Annotated in this window: 22 protein-coding genes; 10 read left to right on the top strand and 12 right to left on the bottom strand. The window is 62.8% G+C overall.

The features are described from left to right. Positions 1-5: 5 nt before the first annotated feature. From NATTI_RS0113460 to NATTI_RS0113450, 3 genes are all read right to left on the bottom strand, one after another. The gene (locus NATTI_RS0113460) at positions 6-1,136 is read right to left on the bottom strand and encodes a hypothetical protein (protein WP_006089989.1); all 1,131 of its coding nucleotides are present in this window, start codon (positions 1,134-1,136) and stop codon (positions 6-8) included. Positions 1,137-1,252: 116 nt separating this feature from the next. Then, positions 1,253-2,485, bottom strand: coding sequence for a digeranylgeranylglycerophospholipid reductase (locus NATTI_RS0113455; protein WP_006089988.1), 1,233 nt, complete (start codon positions 2,483-2,485; stop codon positions 1,253-1,255). Positions 2,486-2,644: 159 nt separating this feature from the next. Beyond that, positions 2,645-3,061, bottom strand: a complete 417-nt coding sequence (locus tag NATTI_RS0113450; RefSeq protein WP_006089987.1) for a universal stress protein — start codon at positions 3,059-3,061, stop codon at positions 2,645-2,647. 263 nt (positions 3,062-3,324) lie between these two features. Between NATTI_RS0113450 and nrfD the strand changes: the two genes are divergently transcribed. Then, positions 3,325-4,677 carry an NrfD/PsrC family molybdoenzyme membrane anchor subunit gene (gene nrfD, locus NATTI_RS0113445; protein ID WP_006089986.1) on the top strand — a complete coding sequence of 451 codons (1,353 nt, stop codon included), beginning with the start codon at positions 3,325-3,327 and terminating at the stop codon, positions 4,675-4,677. Positions 4,678-4,723: 46 nt separating this feature from the next. Here nrfD and NATTI_RS0113440 read toward each other — a convergent pair whose 3' ends face one another. Further along, complete coding sequence (locus NATTI_RS0113440; protein WP_006089985.1) at positions 4,724-5,323, bottom strand: GNAT family N-acetyltransferase; 600 nt, start codon at positions 5,321-5,323, stop codon at positions 4,724-4,726. A 246-nt stretch (positions 5,324-5,569) separates the two neighbouring features. Beyond that, positions 5,570-6,175, bottom strand: coding sequence for a hypothetical protein (locus NATTI_RS0113435; RefSeq protein ID WP_006089984.1), 606 nt, complete (start codon positions 6,173-6,175; stop codon positions 5,570-5,572). Between the two features lie 200 nt (positions 6,176-6,375). Between NATTI_RS0113435 and NATTI_RS0113430 the strand changes: the two genes are divergently transcribed. Beyond that, the gene (locus NATTI_RS0113430; RefSeq protein WP_006089983.1) at positions 6,376-6,750 is read left to right on the top strand and encodes a translation initiation factor IF-5A; all 375 of its coding nucleotides are present in this window, start codon (positions 6,376-6,378) and stop codon (positions 6,748-6,750) included. Continuing rightward, positions 6,750-7,613 (top strand): agmatinase, encoded by an 864-nt coding sequence (gene speB / locus NATTI_RS0113425; protein WP_006089982.1) that lies wholly within the window; start codon positions 6,750-6,752, stop codon positions 7,611-7,613. The genes NATTI_RS0113430 and speB overlap by 1 nt, the downstream gene beginning before the upstream one ends. 26 nt (positions 7,614-7,639) lie before the next feature. On the opposite strand, the gene NATTI_RS0113420 is transcribed toward speB, so the two are convergent. Further along, complete coding sequence (locus NATTI_RS0113420) at positions 7,640-8,557, bottom strand: acetamidase/formamidase family protein (RefSeq protein WP_006089981.1); 918 nt, start codon at positions 8,555-8,557, stop codon at positions 7,640-7,642. Between the two features lie 208 nt (positions 8,558-8,765). Here NATTI_RS0113420 and NATTI_RS0113415 point away from each other — a divergent pair, with 208 nt between their 5' ends. The 3 genes from NATTI_RS0113415 (at position 8,766) to NATTI_RS0113405 (ending at position 13,568) form a co-directional block, all read left to right on the top strand. Further along, on the top strand, positions 8,766-11,216 hold the full coding sequence (locus tag NATTI_RS0113415) for a cbb3-type cytochrome c oxidase subunit I (RefSeq protein WP_006089980.1): 2,451 nt from the start codon (positions 8,766-8,768) through the stop codon (positions 11,214-11,216). A 154-nt stretch (positions 11,217-11,370) separates the two neighbouring features. After that, the gene (locus NATTI_RS0113410) at positions 11,371-12,138 is read left to right on the top strand and encodes a Nif3-like dinuclear metal center hexameric protein (RefSeq protein WP_006089979.1); all 768 of its coding nucleotides are present in this window, start codon (positions 11,371-11,373) and stop codon (positions 12,136-12,138) included. 377 nt (positions 12,139-12,515) lie between these two features. Beyond that, complete coding sequence (locus tag NATTI_RS0113405) at positions 12,516-13,568, top strand: deoxyhypusine synthase (protein WP_027119157.1); 1,053 nt, start codon at positions 12,516-12,518, stop codon at positions 13,566-13,568. A 48-nt stretch (positions 13,569-13,616) separates the two neighbouring features. On the opposite strand, the gene NATTI_RS0113400 is transcribed toward NATTI_RS0113405, so the two are convergent. Then, positions 13,617-13,886 carry a PadR family transcriptional regulator gene (locus tag NATTI_RS0113400; protein ID WP_006089977.1) on the bottom strand — a complete coding sequence of 90 codons (270 nt, stop codon included), beginning with the start codon at positions 13,884-13,886 and terminating at the stop codon, positions 13,617-13,619. A gap of 493 nt (positions 13,887-14,379) precedes the next feature. Between NATTI_RS0113400 and NATTI_RS27010 the strand changes: the two genes are divergently transcribed. Continuing rightward, on the top strand, positions 14,380-14,727 hold the full coding sequence (locus NATTI_RS27010; RefSeq protein WP_027119156.1) for a hypothetical protein: 348 nt from the start codon (positions 14,380-14,382) through the stop codon (positions 14,725-14,727). 71 nt (positions 14,728-14,798) lie between these two features. Here NATTI_RS27010 and NATTI_RS0113390 read toward each other — a convergent pair whose 3' ends face one another. Then, positions 14,799-15,185, bottom strand: a complete 387-nt coding sequence (locus NATTI_RS0113390; protein ID WP_027119155.1) for a pyridoxamine 5'-phosphate oxidase family protein — start codon at positions 15,183-15,185, stop codon at positions 14,799-14,801. A 402-nt stretch (positions 15,186-15,587) separates the two neighbouring features. Between NATTI_RS0113390 and NATTI_RS27005 the strand changes: the two genes are divergently transcribed. The 3 genes from NATTI_RS27005 to NATTI_RS0113375 all read left to right on the top strand — a co-directional run bounded on the left by NATTI_RS27005 (position 15,588) and on the right by NATTI_RS0113375 (position 20,230). Further along, on the top strand, positions 15,588-15,797 hold the full coding sequence (locus NATTI_RS27005) for a hypothetical protein (protein WP_006089974.1): 210 nt from the start codon (positions 15,588-15,590) through the stop codon (positions 15,795-15,797). 466 nt (positions 15,798-16,263) lie between these two features. Continuing rightward, positions 16,264-17,013 carry an aquaporin gene (locus NATTI_RS0113380; RefSeq protein WP_006089973.1) on the top strand — a complete coding sequence of 250 codons (750 nt, stop codon included), beginning with the start codon at positions 16,264-16,266 and terminating at the stop codon, positions 17,011-17,013. Between the two features lie 892 nt (positions 17,014-17,905). Further along, on the top strand, positions 17,906-20,230 hold the full coding sequence (locus NATTI_RS0113375; protein ID WP_006089972.1) for an aminotransferase class III-fold pyridoxal phosphate-dependent enzyme: 2,325 nt from the start codon (positions 17,906-17,908) through the stop codon (positions 20,228-20,230). Positions 20,231-20,497: 267 nt separating this feature from the next. On the opposite strand, the gene NATTI_RS0113370 is transcribed toward NATTI_RS0113375, so the two are convergent. From NATTI_RS0113370 to NATTI_RS0113355, 4 genes are all read right to left on the bottom strand, one after another. Further along, positions 20,498-21,289 (bottom strand): aldo/keto reductase, encoded by a 792-nt coding sequence (locus NATTI_RS0113370; protein WP_006089971.1) that lies wholly within the window; start codon positions 21,287-21,289, stop codon positions 20,498-20,500. A 132-nt stretch (positions 21,290-21,421) separates the two neighbouring features. Continuing rightward, positions 21,422-23,026 (bottom strand): HTTM domain-containing protein, encoded by a 1,605-nt coding sequence (locus tag NATTI_RS0113365; RefSeq protein ID WP_006089970.1) that lies wholly within the window; start codon positions 23,024-23,026, stop codon positions 21,422-21,424. A gap of 349 nt (positions 23,027-23,375) precedes the next feature. Then, positions 23,376-23,831 carry a pyridoxamine 5'-phosphate oxidase family protein gene (locus tag NATTI_RS0113360; protein ID WP_006089969.1) on the bottom strand — a complete coding sequence of 152 codons (456 nt, stop codon included), beginning with the start codon at positions 23,829-23,831 and terminating at the stop codon, positions 23,376-23,378. Between the two features lie 196 nt (positions 23,832-24,027). Further along, positions 24,028-24,657: a class I SAM-dependent methyltransferase gene (locus NATTI_RS0113355; protein ID WP_006089968.1), complete on the bottom strand. Its 630-nt coding sequence runs from the start codon at positions 24,655-24,657 to the stop codon at positions 24,028-24,030. Between the last annotated feature and the right edge of the window lie 184 nt (positions 24,658-24,841).

Raw genomic sequence — 24,841 nt, 5'->3', positions numbered from 1 at the left:
CGACGTTACACCCCGTCGAGCACGGAGAGCAGGGTGAGGACAGCGTCGGCCTCGCCCTCGTAGCCGGCCGTTACCACCGCTCCGTTTCGATCGAGGTCGATATCCTCGCGCACCTCGTCGAACTCCTCGTCGATGCTCCCAAGATAGGGAAGCGCGCCGCGAAGCAGCGTCTCGAGTTCCGTCGCATCGTCGTCGTCGCCGACGTGGAGGTCGATCTCGAACTCGAGCCCGGCGTCGACGAGGGCGTAGCTCCGGCCGACGGCATCGACTTCGTCGAGGATATCGAACTCGAGGTCGACGAACAGCTCGATCGTCTCGGGAACCGAGAGGCCGTCGGTCTCGGAGGCGACGGTCAACTGCGCGCCGCGGGCGTCCTCGTACGCGTCGCGAACCAACCCGGAGACGGGAGCGGCGTCGCCGTACCGGACGTCGAGTGCGGCCCGGACGGCAGCCTCGTCGCCGACGACGAATCGCCCGTCGCCGAGGACGCCGAGCGAAGGGGTGTCCGGGTCGTCCGTACCCGTTTTCGGCTCGTACAGGACCGACTCGTCCGCGTGCGTCGTTGCCTCGTATGCGAGGCCGGTGGTCGCCTCGAGCGAGTCGACGACATCGTCGTCGCTCCAGGTACCGTCGACGATGGCGTCGACCCGTTCCCAGCCGTCGGACTCGGTGTCCCCGAGGCTCGTCTCGTTCAGTTCGGCATCGCCGTCCCCGAACAGCATCGCCTCGTTCGCCGCGAGCGGGTCGAGCCCGGTCCGGGCCTCGACCGCCGCCGCGAGATCGGCAACGTACCCCGGGTCGACGGAACCGTCGTCCTCGAGAGCGTCGCCGTCCGCGCCGGTTGCACCGTCGTCCGCACCGGGCGTATCACCGTCCGTATCGGCCGTGTCGCCGCCCGAATCCGTCTCGTCCGCGTCGAGCACACCCGCGTCCGCGACCGCATCGATATCGAGGTGAGCGAGGACGGACGTGTCTGCTGGCGCGTTGTCCGCAAGGTCGCCGTTCGACTGAGAATCGTCGTCGTCCAGAAAACCGGCACAGCCGGCCGTCGCGGAGACCAGCGCACCAGAGGCGGCGAGCAGCGCTCGCCTCGAGAGGGGGAGAGCGTCGACGGCGTCCGAACGGGGAGTCAACATATTGGCACGTCTCGAAGGCGAGAACCATTAACTGTTCGGTGACCGCGGTTCCGATCAGCGGGGGTCCAGAATATCGCGACGGCGAGAAGCGAGTACTCGCGTCGGTATCGGACGATTCAGAATCCGTACTGCTGTTTCGCGAATCGGGCGAGCAGGGAGGCGTCGCTGGGGCCGAGCAGCTTCAGCACGGCCCGGATGTTCCCGCGGTTTGCCTCCGCCAGCGTCTCTTCGTCGAACCGGTTCAGGTCTCGCATGAGCTTGTCGTAGCGCTCGTTGGACGCGAGATAGAGCAGTTGCGTCATGTGCTGGCGGGTCTTGACGTTCGGTGCGACGTCGCGGTGCCAGAGAGTGTCGTACACCTCGAGATTCTCGGCGGTCGGCTTCACGTCGCTGTGTTTGAGACAGGAGTCAGCCGCAATAGCGGCCATCCGGCCGGACTGCATGCACTTGTTGATTCCCTCGCCCCAGAGCGGGTCGACCGTCGGGACGGTGTCGCCGATAGCGATGAACCGATCGGTGTGCATCTGGCCCGGCAGTTGGATGTGTGCAGAGCCGCGGTGTTGTTTCCCCTCGAGTCGCTCGGCGTTCGCGAAGCGGGGGTCGGTCTCGAGCCAGTGGTTCAGATAGTCGTCGATCGAGTAGCCGTCGCGCGCGTACTGCTCGTGGCTTCCGTTCTGAATGTAACAGAGGCCGACCTTGGCAGTATCCCCACCGGTGTGGAAGATCCACGAGTAGCCGCCGGGCGCGAGTTCGTGGTCCAGTCGGAGCATCATCGCGTCGTGGAGGTCGGCGAATCCGGGGCGGTCGATATCGATACCCTCGAACTCGTACTCGATGCCGATCGCGTGGTTCTCTCGCTTGAGATCGACGACGCCGAGCTTCTTCGCGAGCGGCGCGGCCGGGCCCGTCGCGTCGATGACGATCTCGCCGTAGACCTCCTCATCGCCGTTGTACCGGACGCCGACGATCTCGTCGTTCTCCATGATTGGCGCGGTGACGCGCGCGTCGAATCGGTATTCCGCGCCGTCCGCGCGGCTGTCCTCGACGAGGTATCGCTTGAACTCGGCGAACTCGAGGACCGCACCGGGCTGTTCGCGGACGTAGTGTTCGGTCGGGGACTCGAGGACGACACTGTCGGTGTACTGCATGACGACATCGTCTGGAATTCCGAACGAGGCCATCATCGAGGGGAACGTCCCCGCGGTGGACTTGTTGCTCTGGCGCGGGAACTCGTCCTCGGACTCGGTTTCGAGGACGACAACGTCGTATCCACGGGCTGCGAGGTCGCGTGCGCACTGGCCACCGGCTGGGCCAGCGCCTGCGATAACCACATCGTAGCGGTTGTTCATATCGCGAGACTATTTCGGAGCCTCATTAGTTTATTCAGTTGCGACGGAGTGACCGGAAGTTCACACGTTCCACAATTTATACTTACCCAGTGAGACACGAGGCCGCAGATCGACGATCGCGGTAATCACGTGCTTACCGGCGGTCGGTACGGCGAGCGGTCAGCGAACGATCGTCACGGGAACGGGTGCCCGTCGGGCGATACGCTCCGCCACACTCCCGAGTAAGACGCGCGAGACCCCGGACCGCCCGTGACTGCCGACCGCGATCCGATCGACATCGTGATCCAACGCGTACTCGACGATCGCCGGCGCAGGCTGGCCGACCAGTAGTTCCGTCGTGATCTCGTACCCCTGATCGGCCGCTCGAGCGTGGGCCGCGTCGAACAGGTCGGCCGCCGCTTCGCGCATCCGTTCGCGCATCGCCTCCGCGCCGAGATGGGCGAACTCGCCGTAGCCGCTCCGGTTCGGATCGGCGACGTGGGCGACGATGATCCCGTCGTCGGCGTGTTCCTCGAGGGCGTACTCGAGGGCCGCCCAGCCCGGTTCCGACTCGTCGAGAGCCACCAGCAGCGCCATGTCTAAACGTTCGGTCCGTGGACACTTGAGTGATGCCCTCGACAACACGGGTCACGAGTAGACGACGGCGAGCGAGGGTGCGGATCCGTCGGCGACGAACGAATCGCAATCGGGCGTCGCCCGGTCACACGCTTGCAGCCGTCACCGATGTCGTCGAACGACCCAGCGGTGTGGGACGAACGCCGGTGTAGAGAGCGGTGCTTGCAAGGCCAACGGATGCAATGACGGGTGTGGCGACAGTATGTTTGTGAGACTCTCGCAAGATGAGTACAAAAACGCCACAGAAGGCCGACATCCTTCGGCCGATACAGAATACGTCGACGAAATACTTCGTCCTGGCCGGAGTCGCCGGTCTCGCGTTCACCCTCTTTCTGATCGGCTGGCTCTACCAGCTCTACGAGGGGATGGTGGTCACCGGGCTCTCCGACTGGGGGACCGGCGGCGGGGTTACCTGGGGGCTGTACATCGGCGCGTTCATCTGGTGGGTCGGGATCGCCCACGGGGGGATTATCCTCTCCGCTGCGGTCCGCCTGCTGGGGATGGAACGCTACATGCCGGTCGCCCGGCTGGCCGAACTGCTGACCATCGCCGGGCTCTCCGCGGCCGGCTTCTACATCGTCGTCCACCTGGGACGGCCAGACCGGATGGTCACGAGCATCATCACCCACTACCACATCACGATCCACGCCTCGCCGCTGGTCTGGGACGTGACCGTCATCACAGCCTACTTCGTACTGACGGCGACCTACCTCGCACTCACACTCCGGTACGACGTCACCCGATTGCGCGGCGACCTACCGGATCATTTCGGCCCCATCTACAAGCTGTTGACCGTCGGCTACAGCGAGAAGGAAGACGAGATCGTCCAGCGGATGGTCTGGTGGCTCGCGCTCGCGATCATCATCATGGCCCCGCTCTTGCTCCACGGCGGCGTGATTCCGTGGCTATTCGCCCTGATCCCGAGCATGCCCGGCTGGTTCGGCGCGGTGCAGGGGCCCCAGTTCCTCACCATCGCGCTGACCTCCGCGATCAGCGGCGTGATCCTCCTCTCCTACGCCTTCCGCTGGGCCTACGACTGGGATCACATCATCACCGACGACATCTTCCGCGGGCTGCTCCTGTGGCTCGGCTTCTTCTCCCTGCTATTTCTCTGGCTCCAGCTCCAGCAGATGGTCACCGGCGGGTTCACCGCGCCGATCGACACGGGGACCGTCACGCTCGCGACGCTCTCGCACCCGATCTACATCCTCTCGATGGGGCTCGTCGCGGGAGTGCTGGCGTTCATCTTCGCACAAACCATCCGTCCGTCGCTGTTCACCAAACTGCGAGCCGTCGCCTGCGGGGTCGCGGTTCTCACTGCGACGCTCCTCGAGAAGATCCTCTTCGTCGTCGAGGGACTGATGTACCCGACGATGAACATCTACGCGGCGACGCCCGGCGACTACTTCCCGAGTTTCATCGAAATCGCATCGGTCATCGGCACCATCGGGATGGTGGTGTTGATCTTCCTGACCGTCGCCAAGGTCGTCCCCGTCGTCGAACTCCACGCGATCGAGCACCTCCAGGAGAAACACCACCACGACCGAGAGCACGACCCGGCGACCCACGACGACTGATCGCCTCGGCTCGCTTCTCGTTCGTCGGCAGCCGATCCGACGATTCTCACTCCCGTGGCGTGCGCACCATCGGAATGAGCGGCGGCATCGTCTCCTCCTGTATCACGCCGAGTATCTCGAATCCGTGACGGACGTAGAGCGAGATATTCAGGGGATTGCTCGACTCGAGGTACGCGATTTCCCCCTCTCGGTCGCACGTCTCGAGTGCGTACTGCATCAGTGTCGATCCGTACCCCCGACGCTGTTGGGTTGGGCCGACGCCGATGACCGGCAAGTGCCAGTACGGCTCGGTGGGATGGTAGCCGTCGAGTTGCTCCATGACCGAAAATGTGTGCGCCAGGCGCTCTTCTGGCAGGGCTTCCTGAAACAGCGCGACCAACGCATCTTCGTCCGGGTCCACGTCCGGCGGGAGCCAGAGGGCTGCCGCTGCGAAATCGTGCAGGGTGTGGGCGGTCCCGTGGTCGAACGCCTTCCCGCCGTAGAGCCTGACGAACTCCGGGAAATACTCCATATAGTCGTTCGTAGACGGGTAGAACCACCGCATCATCGGATCCGAACTGAACGCCAGCACGAGGGTATTGATGACCTGTTGCTCTTCGGCCTTCGTTGCTGTCTCGATCTCCGCGGATTCGTGAATCGTTGCCATCTCTGGACCTCTCCGAGCGTCCGTCGCTTCGAGAGACGCGTGTCTCGCACTCGAGACCGAAGAACACTCACGACCGTTACGCGCCGGAGTGTGTTAGCTCTTGTCACAGTTAGGGCGACGGGTCGGTTCCGTCACCGACAGAGAGACGACTGAAGCGACGAGTGAGCCCAGGCCTCACGGGAAAATACGACTGAGCGACGAGCCAGTCGGAGTCTCACGGGGATAATTCGGCTCGAGCACGCTCGATCAGTGACGATCGGCCGACGATCGGCAGTCGTCCCACAGAACGGTTGGACTATCGTCGTCTCGGTCGGCACGCTCGACATCGCGCAGGAGTTCGAACGCGCCGTAGCGCTCGTCCTCGAGCAATCGATCGGCCAGTTCCGGTGCAACGGAGACACGACGACACTCCCCCGAGACGATCAACCCGCCGGGACCGAAGGTGAACTCGATGTCGTAGCGGTGGACGCGCTCGTTGCGCGCCTCGAGTTCGGGCTGAATCGCCTCGAGCACGTCCGCGACGTACTCCAGAACGAGCTTCATCCCCGGCGCGTCGGTAGTCTCGAAGTCGACGCGGACAGTCGGGACGATCGCCTGTCGATCGCCGTCCCCCGGATACTCGTCGCGGCTCCCGTCATCCACATCAACGACGGCGATTCGACGGACGGCCGGCGAGCGCTCGAGGTGAGAGCCGGTTCCCGGACCCATCGCGTCGGCCAGTCGGTCGTCGAGGGCGTTCGCGAGTTCGGGTCGGGCGTGCCGACGCCTGCGGTGTCGAACGACCATGGCGATGCTGAGACCGGAGAGGAGCGCGGCGACGACACCGAGGACGGCGACGAGGCTGCCGGGCATCGATCGTGCCTTCGTCGTCCAGCTAGTAGTGATTTCGCTCGAGGGCCGCTGCCTGCGAACGGTTCCCTCCCGACACCGGCCATAGAGAACTCACCCCCAAAATGCCGGCCGTATCGAACGGTTCGGACGTGTTAGCACACTGAACACGGGTCAGGGTCCATTCCAAACGGTTTATGGCCGTCGGTTGATTACGCCGGGACATGGCGAAACAGCAGACCGAAGTTCGCGAACTCCAGGAAGGAAGTTACGTCATGATCGACGACGCAGCCTGTAAGATCAACGCCTACTCGACGGCCAAGCCGGGCAAACACGGCAGCGCGAAGGCTCGAGTCGAGGCCGCAGGCGTCTTCGACGGCAAGAAGCGCTCGCTCTCCCAGCCCGTCGACGCGAAGATCTGGGTCCCGATCATCGAACGGAAGAACGGACAGGTCGTCTCCGTCGACGGCAACGACATGCAGGTCATGGACCTCGAGACGTACGAGACGCTCACGATGCGCATCCCCGAGGACATCGACGTCTCCCCCGACGAGAACATCGAGTACCTCGAGATGGAAGACCAGCGAAAGATCGTCTAATGTTTCCCGGGGCGACCGACGGACGCGAGGACTCCCACGCGCGAGGACGTACGTCCGACCGTGGCGGCGCGAACTTCGTGGTCGTCGGTGCGCCCCTGGACGTTTCGACGACCTTTCAACCGGGGACCCGCTTCGGTCCCCGTCGCATTCGGACTTTTGCGGAACCGTTCGACGACTACGACCACCGGACGGGCCAGCACTTCTCGGACCTCGGCGTCGAAGACCATGGTGATGTCCGCGCCTGGGACGATGCCGAAGCGTATCTCGAGTACCTCACCGGAACCCTGCGCGATATCGTCTGGGACGACGCCGTCCCGCTGATGCTGGGCGGCGAGCACACCGTCTCGCTCGCGGGCGTACGCGCAGTCGAGCCCGAGATCGTGGTCTGTCTCGACGCCCACCTCGACCTCTACGAAGCCTACGACGGGAACGAGCTATCCCACGCCGCCGTGATGCGGCGAATCCTCGAGGTCGAGTCGGTCGAGGAGGTCGTCCTCCTCGGTATCCGAACGGGCAGCGAACCGGAGTGGAACCGTGCGAGCGAGGACGACGTGACCGTCGTCCCGCCAGAGGACGTCGCGGACTGGTCGTTCGATGAGCGCGATGACCGGGACGTCTACCTGAGCGTCGATATCGACGCCGGCGATCCCGCGTACGCGCCGGGGACGGGAACGACAGAGCCGTTCGGACTCGAGTCCCGCGAGATGCGCGATATCGTCCGCGAGGTCGCCCCACATGCAAGCGGGTTCGACGTCGTGGAGGTCAACGACCGCGACGACGGGCAGGCCGCATCGCTGGCAGCGAAACTGGTTCGGGAGTTCGTCTTTTCACACGCTGACCGGGCTGGCGACGAGGGGACGTAGCGCCACTTACACCCGGAGACGTTCGCTCAAAACGGCGACGACAGGTACGCCTTCGGCACCGCGTTGCGCACCGTCACCAGCGGATCGACGACCTGACTGATCTCGAGACCACCCACCAGACTCGAGAACAGGTAGGCGTCCGTCGGATCAAAACCGTGTTCGGCTGCGAGCAACTCGATCGCGTCCCGGTTCGCGAGTTCGCAGGCCGCCTCGAGCGTTTCCGCGCTCGCGATGGTCTTCCAGGCGTCGTCCGTCTCGACCAACGGGCGCTCGAGGTCGATGTCGGTCGCGTCGCCGTCGATCACTTCGAGCGTCACGTCGATCTCGGTCGCGATTTCGGCTCCGGTGCCGCACATCTCGCCGTCGGCCATCGCGGCCTTGCAGTCGCCCATCGCGAGCATCGCGCCCTCCTGAAAGACGGGGAAGTAGGCGACGTTACCCGCCGTCATATCGGTCGTATCGAGGTTGCCGCCGTGGTCGTGGGGGACGAGCGTCGTGTACGACTCCGAGGCGGGTGCGACGCCGATGGTTCCGATGACGGGGTCGATCGGGACCTCGAGGTCGTCGAACTCGAGAGTTTCGCCGTCCGCCGAAACCGGTGTCATCCGCGTGCGCGGCGCCTCGATATCGTCGTGGCCGTCGAGCAGGCCGAAACCGTCAATGGTGATCACGCGACCGTGTTCCTCGGCGATTCGTATCTCCTCGATCTCGACCCGGAGCACGTCGCCGGGTTCGGCATCCTCGAGCGCGATCGGTCCCGTTGCGGCGTTGACCTCCTCGGGGACCGACTCGATCACGTCCGATTCGGCGGACACTGCGCCGTCCAAGCTATCTCTCGTTTCGATCGTCAGTTCCGCACCCGAGGCGACCGTCGCGAGTGCCTCGAGATCGGGGGTGAACTCGTAGATCGCTCCGTCGTCGTGGGAGATCGTCTCGCGTGACATACACGAAGCTATCTGCCGGCAGGGTGGTAAATCGATCCCTCGAGGACGCTCTGCGTCGGCCGTCTGGGGTTGTCGTTCCCCTTGCGTGTGCGCCACACACATTGATACGGAACTCAGGTGTGGAAACCGTCGATATGGGTTCCTTGATTCGTCTATCGGCGAGACGACTGCCAAACGACCCGAACGGTCCTCGCGACGGGGGGTTCCGATGAGCGACCTGCCCCCGATGACATCAGTCAAGCGCTGGCTCGTCACGACGAACCACAAGGACGTCGGCCTTCTCTATCTGGCGACGGCCATGTTCTTCCTCCTGCTCGGCGGCGTCCTCGCGCTGATATTCCGCATTCAGCTGTGGGTTCCGGGCGGAACGGGGCTGCTCACGGGCAGCGAGTACAATCAGGCCGTCTCCGCCCACGGGCTGTTGATGGTGTTCTGGTTCCTCTCCCCGATTGCGACCGGGTTCGCGAACTACTTCGTCCCGCTGCAGATCGGGGCGAAAGATCTCGCGTTCCCGCGGCTGAACGCGATGAGTTACTGGTTCTACCTCTTTTCGGGGCTACTGTTCGGGCTGTCGTTCTTTCAGGGCCGGACGTTCGCGGGCGGCTGGACGATGTACGCCCCGCTGAACGTGCCGATGTACACGCCCGCGATGGAGGCGGCGACCGGCGGCAACGCGGCGATTCTCGCGTTGATCCTGTTCGTCTTCTCGATCACCATCGGAACGGTGAACTTCCTCACGACGATTCATCGGTCGCGGGCGGAGGGGCTCGGCCTCTGGAACATGCCGCTGTTCACCTGGTCGTGGCTGCTGACGGTCTGGATGATGCTGTTCGCGTTCGCCGCGCTGCTCGCCGCCCTCCTGTTGCAGGCGAGCGATCGAATCCTACTCACGCAGTACATGGCGACCGATCAGGGCTCGAGTCTGCTGTGGGCGCACCTGTTCTGGTTCTTCGGGCATCCGGAGGTGTACATCGTCTTCTTCCCCGCGCTGGGGATCATGTTCGAGACGTTCCAGACGTTCACTGGCCGTCGACTCGTCGGTCGGAAGTGGGTCATCATCTCGATGGTGCTGGTGGCCATTCAGTCGTTCCTGGTCTGGATGCACCACATGTTCCTGACGACGATCAACCTCGAGATCAAGACGCTGTTCATGGCGACGACGATCGGGATCTCACTGCCCTTCGACCTGATGGTCTTCGCGCTGATCTACACGATGGTCAAGGGACGGGTTCGGTTTACGACGCCGTTTCTCTTCTCGCTGGGAGCGCTCGTCCTCTTTATTCTCGGCGGCATCACCGGGGTCTTCCTCGGCGCGGTCGTACTGGACTACGAGTTCCGCGGCACCTACTGGGTCGTCGCGCACTTCCACTACGTGATGGTTTCGGGGGTCACCGCGCTGATCGCCGGGCTCTACTACTGGTGGCCGAAGCTCTCTGGGAAGATGTACTCCGAGACGCTCGGCAAGCTCAACTTCGCGGTCTACTTCATCGGCTTCAACCTGCTTTACTTCCCGATGTTCCTCGCGTGGGAGACCCCGCGGCGCGTCTTCGACTACGGCGGAGGGATGCAGTTCTACCACCAGCTGGCGACCGTCGGGGCGTTCGTCCTGGGCGCGTCGTTCCTGATCATGTTCTACACGTTCGCGAAGAGTTGGTTTTCGGGTCCCGAGGCGCCCGACAACCCGTGGGAGTTCTCCCGCACCGCCGAGTGGACGATTCCCTCGCCCCCACCGCTCGAGAACTGGGGCGGCCGACCGAGCTACGCCAGCGGCCGACTCGAGTTCGTCGACGACGCGTCGGCGACGACCGACGGCGGCGTGGTAACCGAGGAGACGAGGCAGGTCGAACACGCGGATCACGCGAGCATCTGGCCGCTCGGCATCGGGCTCGGCATGTTCGTGTTCTTCCTCGGGCTGTCGGGACTGACGCCGTACGTGCTCGAGTTCGCCCAGGCGCGCGGGCTCGAGGACGCCAGCACCGCCGCCGAGCCGACCGTGCTGTATCCGATCCTCACCGTACTCGGTCTGGCGATTCTCGCGTACACGCTCTTCGAGTACGGACGCGAGGAGTTCAACGCGCCCGAGATGGCAATCGCCGAGCGCTGGCCGTTCGAGGGCGTCGGCAACACGAAACTGGGCGTCTGGTTCTTCCTGGCGTCGGACGTCGTCGTCTTCGGGGCCGTGATCGGTGCGTACGTCTTCATGCGACTGCACATGGGCTGGAACGACTGGGTGACCGTGCCGTTCGCCGCCTGGCCCGGCCTGCTCAACACCTACGTGTTGCTCACCTCGAGTTTCACGGTCGTCCTCGCGCTCGTCTTCGCCGAGCGCCAGCACAAGAGCGGGCTCCTCGGTGCGATGGGCGCGACGCTCCTCCTCGGGCTGACGTTCATGGGCGTCAAAGCGTACGAGTACAACGTGAAGTTCGCCGACGGCGAGTACTGGTGGTACGGACTCGAGTACACGATCTACTTCGTCACGACGGGGCTGCACGCCTTACACGTGCTCTTCGGCCTGCTCATCGCCGTCTTCATGCTCTACCGGATCGCAAGCGTCGACGCCTATCTCGAGGATAGTCGGCCGGTCGAGTTCTTCGGACTCTACTGGCACTTCGTCGACATCGTCTGGGTGTTCCTGTTCCCGTTGTTCTACCTGATGTAGGGAACGGGTCCGTTTCGGTCCCCCCGTTGTCTGCCGTGCCGGTCGCATGTGCTCGCTCGGGACTCGATACGACGAACTCGGTGCGGAACCAGTCGAATACGGAGCCGACGCGGAACCAGTCGAATACAAGAACCTTGCCGGACAACCCCGGGACATGGAGCTCGCTACGTTCGTCGACCGACTCGACGAGGAACTGCGCACCGACGACTACGCCGACCTCGACGCCAGCGCGAACGGGCTGCAGGTCGGCCCCGACGAGGGCGAAGTCGAGCACGTCGCCTTCGCCGTCGACGGCGTCCGGGCGACGTTCGAGCGTGCGGTTGAGGCCGACGCGGACGCGCTCGTCACCCACCACGGCCTCTCGTGGGGCGGCTTCGACCGGGTGACCGGCCGAACGTACGACCGAATCGAGCCCCTGCTCTCGAACGACCTTGCGCTGTACGTCTCGCACCTCCCACTGGACGGCCACCAAGAACTGGGCAACGCCGCCGGCGTCGCCGACGTGCTCGACCTCGAGGACCGCGCCCCCTTTGGGGAGCTCGGGCCGGAGTACATCGGCCAGCGCGGTACTGCAGTCGAGCCCGACACCGTCGACGGACTCCGCGAACGGCTGCAGTCGGGCCTCGAGACCGGCGGTCGACCCGTTCGGGTGCTCGAGTTCGGCCCCGACGAGATTGAGGAAGTGGCCATCGTCACCGGCAGCGGCACCGACTGGCTGGCCGAAGCCGAAGCGGTCGGCGCGGACGCGCTGATCACCGGCGAGGGGAAGCAAAAAGCCTATCATGAGGCTCGGGAGGCCGGTATTCACGTCTTCCTCGCGGGTCACTACGCCACCGAGACGTTCGGCGTCCGCGCGCTACAGGATCTGGTCGAAGGGTGGGGCCTCGAGACGAGTTACTTCGAGGAACCGACCGGACTGTAGCCGTCTTTCTCGCGGCTGTTATCCCCGCCTGCGACTCCGTTCGTCGTAGAAACGACCGTGTACGAACGGTACGATCCGCGTACATACCCGGCCGTTTACTATCGAGCGGCTTCTCGAGACGGTGGTCGGTGGACGACTGCGGCCGTCGGATCGCGTTTCGGACGAACAACCCGATCGACGTTTGCGCCCCCTCGGAGTCGATCGCTACCCGTCGAACGGGTCCACTCCCGCCGGAACGCGCCGGAGAGATCGCTTCGCTTTTTCGATTCAGGTTCGGCGACCGCAGCTCCGTCTATCGCCGACGTTGTGTGCGGTTCGAGTCGAAGTGGGCACACAAAATCGCGGCGTTCAAACCGCTGGCCGGCCGACTCGAGGACATGAGTGACGACCATGCGACCGATTCCGAGGACGGACACCACGAGCCCGAACGCGAGACGTTTTCCCACGATCCGATCGGCCACGCCGAGGCTCGCGCCGGAATGACGGTCGGCGAACTCGCCGACGAGTACGGGACCGCCGGCGTCGGCGCGGCGGATCTTCACGAGGCCGTCGCCATCACCGAGTCGATGTTCGACGACGACGTGACCGTCTTCTTCTCGCTTGCGGGCGCGATGGTTCCCACTGGGATGCGTCGGATCGTCGCCGACCTGATCCGCGAGGGGCACATCGACGTCCTCGTCACGACCGGGGCGAACCTCACCCACGACGCTATCGAGGCCATCGGCGGCAAACACCACCACGGCGCGGTCCACGCGGAGGGGAAAACGGAGCGCGAACACGACGAAACGCTGCGCGACGAAGGAGTCGATCGGATCTACAACGTCTACCTCCCACAGGAGTTCTTCGCCGACTTCGAGAGTCACCTGCGCGAGGAGGTGTTTCCGGTTCTCGAGGCCGAATGCGACGAGTCAGGGCCGGTTTCGATCCAGCGGCTCACCGAAGAGTTGGGGCGAGCCAACGCCGAGGTGAACGAACGGGACGATGTCGACGAAGCGCCGGGCATCGCCGCGGCGGCCTACGAGAACGACGTCCCGATCTACTGTCCCGCCGTCCAGGACTCGGTGCTCGGCCTGCAGGCCTGGATGTACTCCCAGACCGGCCCGTTCTCGCTCGACGCGCTTTCGGATATGACGCCGCTTACCGACATCGCGTTCGACACCGACGAGGCCGGCGCGTTCGTCGTCGGCGGCGGCGTGCCCAAGAACTTCACCCTGCAGACGATGCTCGTCACCCCTGGGGCGTACGATTACGGCGTGCAGTTGACGATGGACCCCAAACAAACGGGCGGGCTTTCCGGCGCGACGCTCGACGAAGCCCGGTCGTGGGGAAAACTCGAGAAAGACGCCGAGAACGTCTCGGTTTACGCCGACGCGACGATCACGCTGCCGCTCGTGGTCGCTGCTGCGCTCGAACGACTCGAAAACCAGTAGTGTGCGGCGACGCTGGACGTGCGGTCGGGTCGACGGACGCGTTACCGATCAGACATACTGTTGTTCCCACTGCTGGCGTTCGTCGATCGATCGACGGCCGTCGTCGGAAATCTCGTAGTAATTCGTTCGTCTGTCGTGCTGGCCCTTGTCGACGAGGCCCTTGTTGACGAGCGTGTCCAGGTTCGGATACAACCGACCGTGATTGATATCCGAACGATAGTACGATTCTATCTCGGCCTTTACAGTTTGCCCGGAGGGCTGGTCGGCGCCGGCGATCACGTACAGGAGGTCTCGTTGGAATCCGGTCAGATCGTCCATTGTCTGTTACTCGACTACTCACAGGACGAACGCGGTATTCGTAATCCAGCACATACGGACGGGCGGATCACAGCACAGGACGCAGTAGCGACGGTTGCAGTTGGTATCCTCCCCCTACTGGCGTCGACTGTCGTATTTCGAGAGCGATAGTGACATTTCGAGGATACGATCACGACCGTGGGTCTGGATTCGTCTTCGCACACACGGAGAATGCGGCCCACGTCGCGACGACGGGGTGTCAGTTCACCCACGCCCCCTCAGTGGACGACCGGGAACCGGAGTGGGGGACGAGACGAACGACTCGAGGGCCATCCGATCGATACGGTCCATCCGGGACTTCGTGAACTGTCCCGGTCGAGAGTGGCCGACGCTGGTTGAGACGGTTGCCTACCGCTGGGAGACCAGTTCATCGGCGATCGAGGCGGATACCCCGAACCCTGAGGTCGAAGTTGTTGACCGTAACTGCTATTCGCTCGCTCGAGTCAGGGAGTGTATGGCAGACGAACTGTCACTGGACGGACGGACGCTCGTCGGAGTCGCAAACGACGACGCGGGAGAAGTGAGCGCGGAGACGACGTTCCAGTTCGAACAGGAGGGGAAGCGAGTGTACGCCGCCTACTCCGGTGGCGACATCGTGGACGGGCATTTGGTCGGGACGTTCGACGGTACACAGTGGGACGTTCGGTACGTACAACTGAACGAGGACGGCGAAACGGCCACCGGCCACTCAGTCGGTACCGTCGAACGACTCGGCGATGGGCGTCTCAGAGTCGAAGACGAGTGGGAGTGGGAGTCGAAACCCGGCACGGGCGAGTCGGTTCTCGAAGAAGTGGACCGGTAGGAATCGCGGGAGTGGCCGTTCGCGATGCCAGCGTACACCTGAAGCCAGTTCGAGGCGACTCGCTCCGCTCGTTAATACGTCTGGTAACTCGCCGAACCCACGTCGATTCGAACGAGGGTGTTCTCCGCGTAGGCTCCCGGTTCGGCGTCGTACTTCTCGTTGATTCGTCTGCGTGCGCCGGCCGTTTCGTCCTCGTCGTCGACGACCGTTGCCGTCCCGAGCAGCGTCACCATCCAGCGCGTCCGGCCCGCGTCGTCGGCCTGCACGGAGAGGGCGACGCGGGGGTTTTCACGGATGTTCGCCAGTTTCCGACCCGTCGTCACGATCTCGACGGTGTCGTCGTCCGCGTAGCGGTACCAGACGGGAGCGACGTGTGGCCGCTCGTCGACGCTGGTCCCGAGGTGAGCCATCAGCGGCTCGCTCTCGAGCAGTCGTTCAGCCTCTGGAGGAACCGTCACGACGAGTACGGCGACGGCGACCGACAAAAGCGATTGCCATGAGGGTGCCGAGGTGTCGGTACCTCGAGTACTCTCACCCGTACCGTCTCAAGTCGTGTGTGCATCCGAGCGCCCGTGAGGCTGCCTCGACTCTCGAGACGGGGAGGCTCGCGTCTCCGGTTCGGTACCGTGGCCGTCACGTCATCCGGATCGTCGTCTCGAGCCGACTGTGCCAATTGCTACCTCTGGGCTTGCTTTCATGCGAGTTCCGGTGGCAGAATTATCTATCATGAACTTTTATAACGGAGGAGCCTGTAGGGGTGAGTACAGATGTCGGTCGTACACGTAGTAGCGTAAACTCGCCCCCTCTCTCCGACGAGTCCCCAGTACCGCCTTCCGACGACACAACCCCATCCGACCGACATGAGCACACAACACTTACAAACCCGGACCGAACGACAGCACGACCGACCAACGAATCGAACTCGAGCGACCCCCGCCGAAACGACGACCCCTACGACGGACCCGCGGACGGCCACCGACCGCGCCCCGCAAACGTTTTCGAATCAGAATCGAGCTCGACTCGAGAACCTGATCGACGAGTTCAACGCCGCGTTCGCAAACGGGTCGTAACGAATCAGCTACACCGGTATCCGACCCCGCTCGAGCAATCCAAACCGTCTTTTGAGAGAGTGCGCTATGCTCGAGTGGCCGATGACGATTCACTCGCTCCGAGCCGGACTCGGCACCCGGTGGTGACGAGCCCTATGAGTGCCGAGGCCATCGATTAACACGCCCATTCCGTTCTGTTCGGCCTAACGTCTCGACAAGTCGGTGCAAAGTTCTGTGCGTCTACGCGAAGAGATGCCATATCTGCTGTCCTCGACGTAGACGGTGGGAGAAACAGGATCATACCGAATTCCGTCGTCGAGCACGACAGCGACCAGCCGCCGGAACAGCCACCGCGTATCCGTTCTCGAGAGCGTGACGTTCTCCAGTCCGATAATTCGATTTGAGGAGCGTCCAAAAAGGTGGATAGTGCCGCTGTCCGGCGGTTAGGGGATGTGAATATATACAATCGAGGCCTCCATGATAGCTGATGACTAGCAACGATTTCACTACCAAACAGAAACTCGTCGCGGAGCTTTTCGGATCTGCGACGCTCGTTTTCGTCCTCGTGTCGTCAGGACTGCTCGCCGACGGAATGCTGGGGGCGAGTCCGAGTATCGGCGTGTTGTTCATCGGGCTGGCGACGGCTGGCTGGCTGTTCGTCGTCGTGCAGATGCTCAAGCCGATCAGCGGTGCTCACGTGAACCCGGCGGTCACCATCGCCCTACTGGTGACCGGGGACGTGGACCAGAAGACCGCGCGGCAGTACATTCCAGTTCAGTTCCTTGGCGGCCTCGTCGGCGCCGGTCTCGCGGGACTTACGTTCGTGAGCACGATCGGATGGGAGGTGTTCGCCATCTCCGCCGTTGAACGGCCCGCGTCCACCTGGGTTGCCGAGTTCCTCGGGACTGTGTTGCTCGCGTCGGTCGTCATCTCCATGATTCGCCAGAACAGCGAGTGGATCGGTCTCGCGGTGGGCTTTACTGTCGGCATGGGGATCATCGGAACGGCCTCGACGGCGTTTCTGAACCCACAGGTCGCCCTCGCCCGCATCTTCACTTCGGGCATCGCGGGAATCCAGCCGTTCGACGCCGTCATGTTCATTGTCGCCTCGACGCTCGGCGGGATCGTTGCGGGCCTCATGTGGCGCTACCTCTGGCCGCGACCGACGCCCCTCGACAGGGCGAAACCGAAATCCAGCGACGATACCGTCCTCGACGAGTTCGCCATGGAATCGTAGTTGATCTCTACGAATCGAATCCGCGACGAGGTACAGAAGAGACTGATTTCGAACTACCCGACACCGCCGGTTAAATCCGTCCCCACTCCCGTCCCATTATAAAACGGTACAGGAAGACGATTCGAAGTTAGCAGTCGTTCCTACCGAAGAGATTCCGGGTAAAGAGCTGGAAGACGCGAGCTGATAGAATCAGGGGCTTAGTACTCTATCTCAACTGAAATATCACAATCTTGGCGGTGCCCTCGAGCTTCTTGGGTTAGATCGTCGATGTACTGGCTGAGACTACAGCCCTGTTCTTCAGCTTCTTTCATCCATTCACCCGTACGTTGACGATAGCACTACACCTCGAGACCCGCCGTGTCTTCGGATAGGTTTCTGACTTCGTCACTTGCTCGCCGTGGTGCTAGTGGTACTTCGGACATGCGAAAGCAGCATATAGATAGACGTTATACCAGAGTATAATGACAGCTGGAAGTTGCTCTCTGGTGGCGGTTCTTTGGGTATGATATCGCGGTATATGTAAGTCGTTCCTGTTCGAGTGCCGAGGCCTCATTCTAATACGTGATTCTATACGGTTGATCAAGAGCGGTCGGAACCCTCGTCCTGTTGGTGAACAACATAAAAATGCATGCGATAACGAACTCATCACAAGAGTGGACGTAATCCAGTAGTGCTGAGATCGATCCCGCTGCGACTCGGCTAGCAGGAGTCGATTCGTCGACGGCTTCCGCTGGAATTACGTCCCATCGACGACTGAGCCGTTGCGGGTCGCCGTCGACGAGACGGACAGCAGCGACATCTCGAGGACACTGGATGTTCTGCTGCACGAAATGTTTAACAGCCCACTCGGAGCAGTTCGGTGTATGAATTCCGGTCGAAAGGTGGCCGTGAGATGATCGACGAAATACGCGGCTCCGAACCGATCGTGACTGACCCGCCGCCAATCGATGCCGCCAAAGCGTCGAAGATCGCCGATCGTGCCTTCGGAGAATCCGGAACGGCGACGAAACTGGGCGGTGAGCGGGATCAGAACTTCCGTATCGATACGGATAGCGATGACGCATTCGTCCTCAAAATATTCAATTCAGCGGACGACCGTGGCGTGATCGACCTCCGAACGCAGGCAATTCAGCACGTACATCGGGCCGATCTCGACCTGCCGGTAATGGAACCCATTCCGACAACTGATGGAGAGCCGTGGACCACGGTCACCGAGGACGGCGACAGCTACTTTGTGCAACTGTACTCGTTCGTTCCAGGGCGGAGTCCCTCGCCCGGGGAGCTTTCACGCGACGCGCTGTTCGCGTACGGTGAGTGCGTCGCAACGATGGGGAAGGCGCTACGGGGCTTTTTCCATCCGGACGCGAGGTACGACGTACTCTGGGATCTTCGGTACGCCTCCGATTTCCACGCGATGCTCGAGCAGATCGACGACGAGCGGCGACGCGCCACCGCCGAACGCGTTCTCGACCGTTTCGAAGCGAACGTAGACCCGGTCTTCGATTCACTTCGGGCCCAGGTCGTGCACAACGACCTCGGGCTGAACAACGTGCTGTTCGACGACGACAACCGAGTGAGTGGAATCACGGACTTCGGTGATCTCACCTACACGGCGCTCGTCTGCGACCTCGCCGTCGTGCTTGCGAACGTCCTGCCCCGCCGGGACGATCCGCTGTCGGCGGCCCAGTCCATAGTCAGAGGATACGTGACCGTTACGCCGCTCGAGGAGGACGAACTTCGGCTGCTGCCCGATCTCGTATTGGGACGACTCGCCGTCAGGGGGATCATGCACGTACGGGAAGGTGCGAATTACGAACACAACACCACCGACGTCGCCGAAGTGTGGGATTCGTTGATCGCGCTCGATGAAACCGGTCCGGATGTGATCGGGCGACTGCTGCGAGCCGCCGCCCTGGAAGGAGACGTTCCGTACCAGCGGGCCGATACGTCCGACCTGCGCTCGCGTCGCCGCGAGGTTCTCGGGCCGGCACCGCTTTTTTATCGCGATCCCGTACACTTCGCCGCTGGCGACGGTGTCTGGCTGTTCGATCAGGACGGTCGCCGCTACCTCGACGCGTACAACAACGTACAGGTCCTCGGCCACGGAAACCGCGACGTCGCGGCGGCCGTTGCCGGACAAACTCGGACGTTGACGACGAACACGCGGTACTTGCACGAAGCAGTTACCACGCTTTCCGAACGACTGTTGGAGACGATGCCCGACGAGCTCGACCGGGTGTTGTTAGTCAACTCGGGAAGCGAGGCGAACGATATCGCCTGGCGACTGGCGACCGCTGCGACGGGACGCGACGGGGCTATCGTCGCTGATCACGCATACCACGGCATTACGGAATCGACGGCGTCGCTGTCGCCGAAGTACTGGCCGGACGGCAACCGGCCGGCCCACGTCGAAACTGTCGCACCGCCAGTCCAGCGATCAAGTCACCACTGGATCGAAACGACCGAACGTTCAGAACCGATGATCGGTGCGCTGGATGCGCTCGAAAGCCGAAACGTAGGGGCCGCTGCGTTCATGTTCGATCCGCTGTTTACGAGCACCGGGATTTTTCCTCCGAATGGCGAGCACCTAACCGAGATGACCGATCGCGTGCGCGAGAGGGACGGCTTGATCATCGCCGACGAGGTACAGGCAGGGTTCGGGCGAACCGCTTCGAACACGTGGGGATTTCAGGAGGCAGACATCGTTCCGGACATCGTCACGATGGGCAAACCGATGGGGAACGGCTACCCCGTTGCCGCCGTCGTGACGCGATCTGAGATCCTGTCGACGCTCCGTGATGGCTCCGGCATATTCAGCACGTTCGGCGGAAATCCGGTATCGTCCGTCGCGGCCCTCACAGTCCTCGACGTTCTCGAAAACGAACAGGTTCTGAGACAGGCCGCCGAAGTCGGCGAGTATCTCCACTCCGGCCTATCGGAGTTGGCTACGAAGTACGAACGTATCGGCGAGATTCGACGGAGCGGACTCATGGTCGGTGTGGAACTCGTCTCCGACCGAGAGACGTGGACGCCAGCAACTGACGAAGCGACGGAAGTCGTCAATCGACTTCGGCAACGTCGAATCCTCGTCGGTACGTCCGGGAAGCACGATAACGTGTTGAAGATCCGCCCTCCGCTCGTGTTCGAGAAGGAACACGCAGACCGCCTTCTAGCTGCTCTCGATGTCGTACTTGCCAGTCTGAGCAACGATGTGTAGTGGCGAGAAGAAGTCCGAATCCAAATAGATCGATACTGCTGCGGGAAGTCGACATTCACCGTCGAACAGCCGTCCGTCCCGACGGATCGACGCAGCACGGCAACTCCACCCTGGTCGAAGGCGAATCCGAATCTCGCCGTGGGCCTGGTCTATCGATTGGTTGCGACCGATCAGTATCTTCCGTTCGTCTCTCTACTGGCTCGACCCGGTTCGGAGTCGGCGTTCGCCGAGACCGACCAGACACGGCCACCGGCCTCGAGAACGAATTCACTCCGGAAACAGCTCCTCTTCCCGCTCGAGACCGTCAATCCGCCCAATATCCGCGGATTCGAGTTCCAACTCGACTGCCTCGAGATTCGCCTCGAGATGAGCCCGACTGCTCGCCTTCGGAATCGTCACGAGCCCCTCCTTCGACGCTAGCCATGCGAGCGCGACCGCTTCGGGCGTCGTGTCGTGTTTTGCCGCGACCTCAGCGACCGCCTCAACGTCGCGAACGCGGCCACCGGAGAGCGGCGCGTACCCGACCAGTGGGTAGCCGTGCTCGCGGGCGTGCTCGAGCAGGCCCTCGGGCTGGAACAGCGGATGGTACTCGACCTGATGGGCCGCGATCGGTTCGTCGAGGATCTCTCGCGCCCGCTCGAGTTCGTCTACGGTGAAGTTGCTCACCCCGACGTGACGGGTGAATCCATCGGCGACGAGGTCGTCGAAGGCGGGAAGCGTCCTTTCGGGATCGTAGGTGTCGATCGGGCGGTGGACGTAGATGAGGTCGACGGTCTCGAGGCCCAGTCGCTCGCGGCTCTCGCGCGTCGTCCGGCGGACGTCCTCGGGTGCGAGGCTGTCGGCCCAGACTTTCGTCGCGACGGTGACATCGTCCCGGTCGACGGCGTTCGACTCGAGCGCGCGGGCAAGCCCCTCGCCGACGACGGACTCGTTCTCGTAGATCTGTGCGGTGTCGAGGTGGCGATAGCCCAGTTCGAGTGCGGTCTCGATTACCGCGGGATCGTCGATACCCATGGTTCCGAGGCCGACCGGCGGGAACTCGAGTGATGGCGCGTCCATACGCACGTTGGTCTGCGAACGCACAAGAATCGGTCCGTTTCTGGGGGCTCGTCGAGAGCGAGATCGAGTCCACGTACCAGCCGGGAGCAAGCGTGTCGACCCTAATCCTCGAGCAGCGATCGCCGATACCCATCACTCAGGCGGCGCGATCTCACGCGGCTTGTTGTCGCCGCAGCCGTGGGCGTAGATCGGGTATATTTCCCTGTCGCGATCCGCCGGCTCGTCGATCGTTTCGAGCGTCACGTCCTCGACGACGACGTACATGTTGACCTGCGTGAGTTCCTCGCCGTGGTCGTCCTGCCACGTCTCACAGAGATGGTCCGCGAGCGTCGCCGAGACGACGTCGTCGGGACCGCCGCTCCTGACGCTGTTCATGTAGAACCGTTCCCGGTACGTCCCGAACTGTTGCTGGAGTTCTTCGTACGGCCGTTCGTACGTGACCGCCCGATCGTTGTAAACGTCGATCGAATCGCCGTCTGCGGTCGCCGCCGGGAAGACGTAGTACCGGTCGGAGGTTCGCGGATGGGGGGCGAAGACACTCCACTCCGGCTGATCGACGCCGATGATCGCCGCGGTGTCGTCGACTCGCTCCTTGGGACCGTCCTCGTCGTCGACAAAGCCGGCGATTGGCAGATGTGACACCACCGGAATCACCAGGACCGACACGATCGCGAGCGCCAGCACGAGCGTCGAGAGACCCGACGTGATCCGTCTCCGGGTTTTGGAGTCGAATTCGACCTTCGGGAACCGAGAGCCGAGTCGCTCGAGTTCGCCTCGAGGCGACGCGAACCGGCCGCTGTCGACGGGGACGGAACGACGTACGGCGGACAAATCGTCCCAAAACGACATCTGTAAGAAGAGTACCAGCCCCATCATCGAGACGTACGGAAACGCGCCGATCCGGACCGTGATGGCGAACGAGGCGTGGCCGCCGATGAACATCGCGACGAGAAGCGTTCGGGCCCGTCCGCGGAGGAGCAAGAGGAGCCACGAGAAGAGCAGCATGTAATACCACGTCAGTCCGCCGTACTGGAGGAGCGTTGGGACGTTCCGCGTGAACTCGCCGAGGAGGAACGTCGTGTTGTCGAGCCCCATGATCAGGGGGGTCGCCTCCCCGCCGGTCCACAGTTCGGACTCCGTCTTGTGGTAGCCGTTGTGGAAGTACATGTAGACGATCTGGGCCAGTATCGCGGCGGAGGCGAGACTCGTGATGCCGGCGCGCGCGTCCGATTCGGCGTGGAGGGCGTCGACGGACCACCGTTCCCCGAGCGGGAGGAAGATAGCCCAGAACAACAACAGCCGGAAAAGCACGTCCGCGTAGCTGAGCACTAACGGGTTGTGGTGGTCCAGCGAGATGACGAGCAGGAAGGAGAAGATAGTCGCGAGCGTCGTCTTGTAGCCGACGATGAGTTGGAGCGCGACCAGGACTTGCACGACGAACAGGGCCGCGATGATCGTCGAATCAGTCGTGAGGTAGTAGACGGAAAAGGCGTTGTCGGCTGATAGCTCCATCGCCAGCGACTGCGGAACGACGCCGTCTTCGGTGTAGAAGAACCCGAAGTTTCGCGAGCGGAGCAAGATATCCGCGATGATGAGCGCTCCCGCGACGATACGAAAGACGGCCAGTGATCGCGTATCGATCCGGACCCATTCCGGGTCGATGTAGGTAGGATTCCGCAACCGCTCTCGAACGCGGGTCGAGAGCGCCGCGAAGAGAACGAGTATGGTTCGAATCATCTACCAGGCAATAGGCTCTAACGTCGGCTTTCCGACCGGTGCGTGCCGGCCATCGCGTACGGCTGGCGTGGCATTTCCCTGCTGTAGAGATAGGTGAGTTTCGAACGTAGCTGTTTGGGTCATTTTACCAAAGGACACGGAATCCGCCGCGCGCACTGCACACCCACATCGGAGTACCCGCACAACCGTTGTTATCGAGGCGCTACCGACTCGAATGCAACCGCAAAAAGTCGAGGCACCGACGAGCGCTACTCGCATCGACCCGCATCTCGATATCGCAGCGGCTGGAAATCACTGCGTACACCACAATCGGGGAACACGTCTCCGAAACCGAGCCGACGAATTCGACCTACTCGTCGGTGGTCCCACCCATCCGATCGCTGAAGTCCCAGCTGTAGATCTCCCGCGGCTCGAGTCGAAGACAGACCTCCTCGCGCTCGTCCGAGAGCAACCACCTGGCGAGCGAGGAGTCATCGCTCTCGAGATAGCGATCGACGAGGTCGCGCAGAACGGGCGTGCCGTCGTCGGCCGAGATCGTGACGGTACCGTTCCCCCTGATTCCGCGGTAGGGGATCTGATTCGTCGAGATGTCGAACGCGACATCCGGATCGTTGCGGAGAAAGCCCACCACGTCCGCGGTCGACTGCGTCGCACACTCGAGTACGCCGTCTCGATAGCGATACCATAGCGTTACGAGCCACAGCGAGCCGTCCGGCCGATGGGTGGCGAGTCGAATCGGGATCGTCGCCTCGCGGAGAAACCCCTCGACCTCGTCTGCGTCCCAGGTTCCGCGGTACTCAGTCATAATCGTTCGTTCGCACGGCAGCCGAATAAGTTCACCCGCTGGGAGCCGTACGCGGAGTAGACGCCCCATCCGACTATCGCGGGTGGAACCGGCCACACCGGTCAGCCGGCGGACAGACGCGTCACAAGTTGAAGGCGGACGCCTCACGAGTCAGAGACCCCGTTCGGCGCGGACGACTACGCCGAACGCGGTTAGCTCACTCCGCCGTCGAGCGGAACGTTCGGACGGTATCCCGCTTGCCCGATTCCGCGTCGACCTCGTCGAACGCGAACTCGGTGAACACCTGGTTCCAGTTGCGGTGATACAGGGGGAACTCGTCGTTGACGTAGGTCACGTCGGGGTCGGCCGACTGCGCCGGCTCGCTCTCGTTTTCCCCTTCGTTCTCGACCGTGATGAGGAGGTCGTCGGTGATGCGTGCGAGGTCCTCGAAGACCCACTCGACGTCCGGATGCAGGTGCTGAAGCGTCTCAACCGAGTAGACGACGTCGAACTGGTTCTCCTCGAAATCGTCGACGACGTCTTCGATCCGGTCGTGGTAGAACGTTCCCTCGGCGGCGAGTTCGGGGTACGTCTCCCTCATCACGTCGAACGCGTCGTTGTTGACGTCGATTCCCGAGAGAGATTCGAAGCCGTGTTCGTACAGGTGGGCGAGATGGCGACCGGAACTGCAGCCGAGTTCGAGGATAGACGCGTCTCGGTCGACGAACTGCTCGAGCGTGTCACAGATGGTCTCGCTCGTCTCGTTCGGCCCGTAGTAGGCGTAATATTCTGGCGAGTACTCTCCGGACCGTTCCGCCCATCGTCGACTAACTACCTTCGAATCCACGTTTCACATCATCGGCGAACACGTAAACGCTCGTCGGACCCATCCGGATGCTGAGACTGGGGTCTCGACTCGTGTCGCAGCGAGCGCGTCGCTGATGCCAACCGCTGTGTACTCGTCGTCGACCGACGCGACGGTAAGATCCGGGTCGACTCAGCGTCCGGAGAGGGATCGACGTTCTTCGTGG

This window comes from Natronorubrum tibetense GA33 (genome assembly GCF_000383975.1).
Lineage (GTDB): Archaea > Halobacteriota > Halobacteria > Halobacteriales > Natrialbaceae > Natronorubrum > Natronorubrum tibetense.
Note: the sequence above shows the minus strand (reverse complement) of the source record. Positions and strands in the feature narration are given on the sequence as shown.

Excerpts from the sequence above, each read along its gene's own strand:
- NATTI_RS0113400 (WP_006089977.1), bottom strand. The coding sequence starts at position 13,886 with ATGGACGATCTGACCGGATTCCAACGAGACCTCCTGTACGTGATCGCC.
- NATTI_RS0113420 (WP_006089981.1), bottom strand. The coding sequence starts at position 8,557 with ATGTCACGCGAGACGATCTCCCACGACGACGGAGCGATCTACGAGTTC.
- NATTI_RS27010 (WP_027119156.1), top strand. The coding sequence starts at position 14,380 with ATGGCAGACGAACTGTCACTGGACGGACGGACGCTCGTCGGAGTCGCA.
- NATTI_RS0113450 (WP_006089987.1), bottom strand. The coding sequence starts at position 3,061 with ATGGCGCTGCTGGTGGCTCTCGACGAGTCGGAACCGGGCTGGGCGGCC.
- NATTI_RS0113430 (WP_006089983.1), top strand. The coding sequence starts at position 6,376 with ATGGCGAAACAGCAGACCGAAGTTCGCGAACTCCAGGAAGGAAGTTAC.
- NATTI_RS0113455 (WP_006089988.1), bottom strand. The coding sequence starts at position 2,485 with ATGAACAACCGCTACGATGTGGTTATCGCAGGCGCTGGCCCAGCCGGT.
- nrfD (WP_006089986.1), top strand. The coding sequence starts at position 3,325 with ATGAGTACAAAAACGCCACAGAAGGCCGACATCCTTCGGCCGATACAG.
- NATTI_RS27005 (WP_006089974.1), top strand. The coding sequence starts at position 15,588 with ATGAGCACACAACACTTACAAACCCGGACCGAACGACAGCACGACCGA.
- speB (WP_006089982.1), top strand. The coding sequence starts at position 6,750 with ATGTTTCCCGGGGCGACCGACGGACGCGAGGACTCCCACGCGCGAGGA.
- NATTI_RS0113365 (WP_006089970.1), bottom strand. The coding sequence starts at position 23,026 with ATGATTCGAACCATACTCGTTCTCTTCGCGGCGCTCTCGACCCGCGTT.
- NATTI_RS0113435 (WP_006089984.1), bottom strand. The coding sequence starts at position 6,175 with ATGCCCGGCAGCCTCGTCGCCGTCCTCGGTGTCGTCGCCGCGCTCCTC.
- NATTI_RS0113375 (WP_006089972.1), top strand. The coding sequence starts at position 17,906 with ATGATCGACGAAATACGCGGCTCCGAACCGATCGTGACTGACCCGCCG.
- NATTI_RS0113370 (WP_006089971.1), bottom strand. The coding sequence starts at position 21,289 with ATGGACGCGCCATCACTCGAGTTCCCGCCGGTCGGCCTCGGAACCATG.
- NATTI_RS0113440 (WP_006089985.1), bottom strand. The coding sequence starts at position 5,323 with ATGGCAACGATTCACGAATCCGCGGAGATCGAGACAGCAACGAAGGCC.
- NATTI_RS0113415 (WP_006089980.1), top strand. The coding sequence starts at position 8,766 with ATGAGCGACCTGCCCCCGATGACATCAGTCAAGCGCTGGCTCGTCACG.
- NATTI_RS0113410 (WP_006089979.1), top strand. The coding sequence starts at position 11,371 with ATGGAGCTCGCTACGTTCGTCGACCGACTCGACGAGGAACTGCGCACC.
- NATTI_RS0113360 (WP_006089969.1), bottom strand. The coding sequence starts at position 23,831 with ATGACTGAGTACCGCGGAACCTGGGACGCAGACGAGGTCGAGGGGTTT.
- NATTI_RS0113380 (WP_006089973.1), top strand. The coding sequence starts at position 16,264 with ATGACTAGCAACGATTTCACTACCAAACAGAAACTCGTCGCGGAGCTT.
- NATTI_RS0113405 (WP_027119157.1), top strand. The coding sequence starts at position 12,516 with ATGAGTGACGACCATGCGACCGATTCCGAGGACGGACACCACGAGCCC.
- NATTI_RS0113460 (WP_006089989.1), bottom strand. The coding sequence starts at position 1,136 with ATGTTGACTCCCCGTTCGGACGCCGTCGACGCTCTCCCCCTCTCGAGG.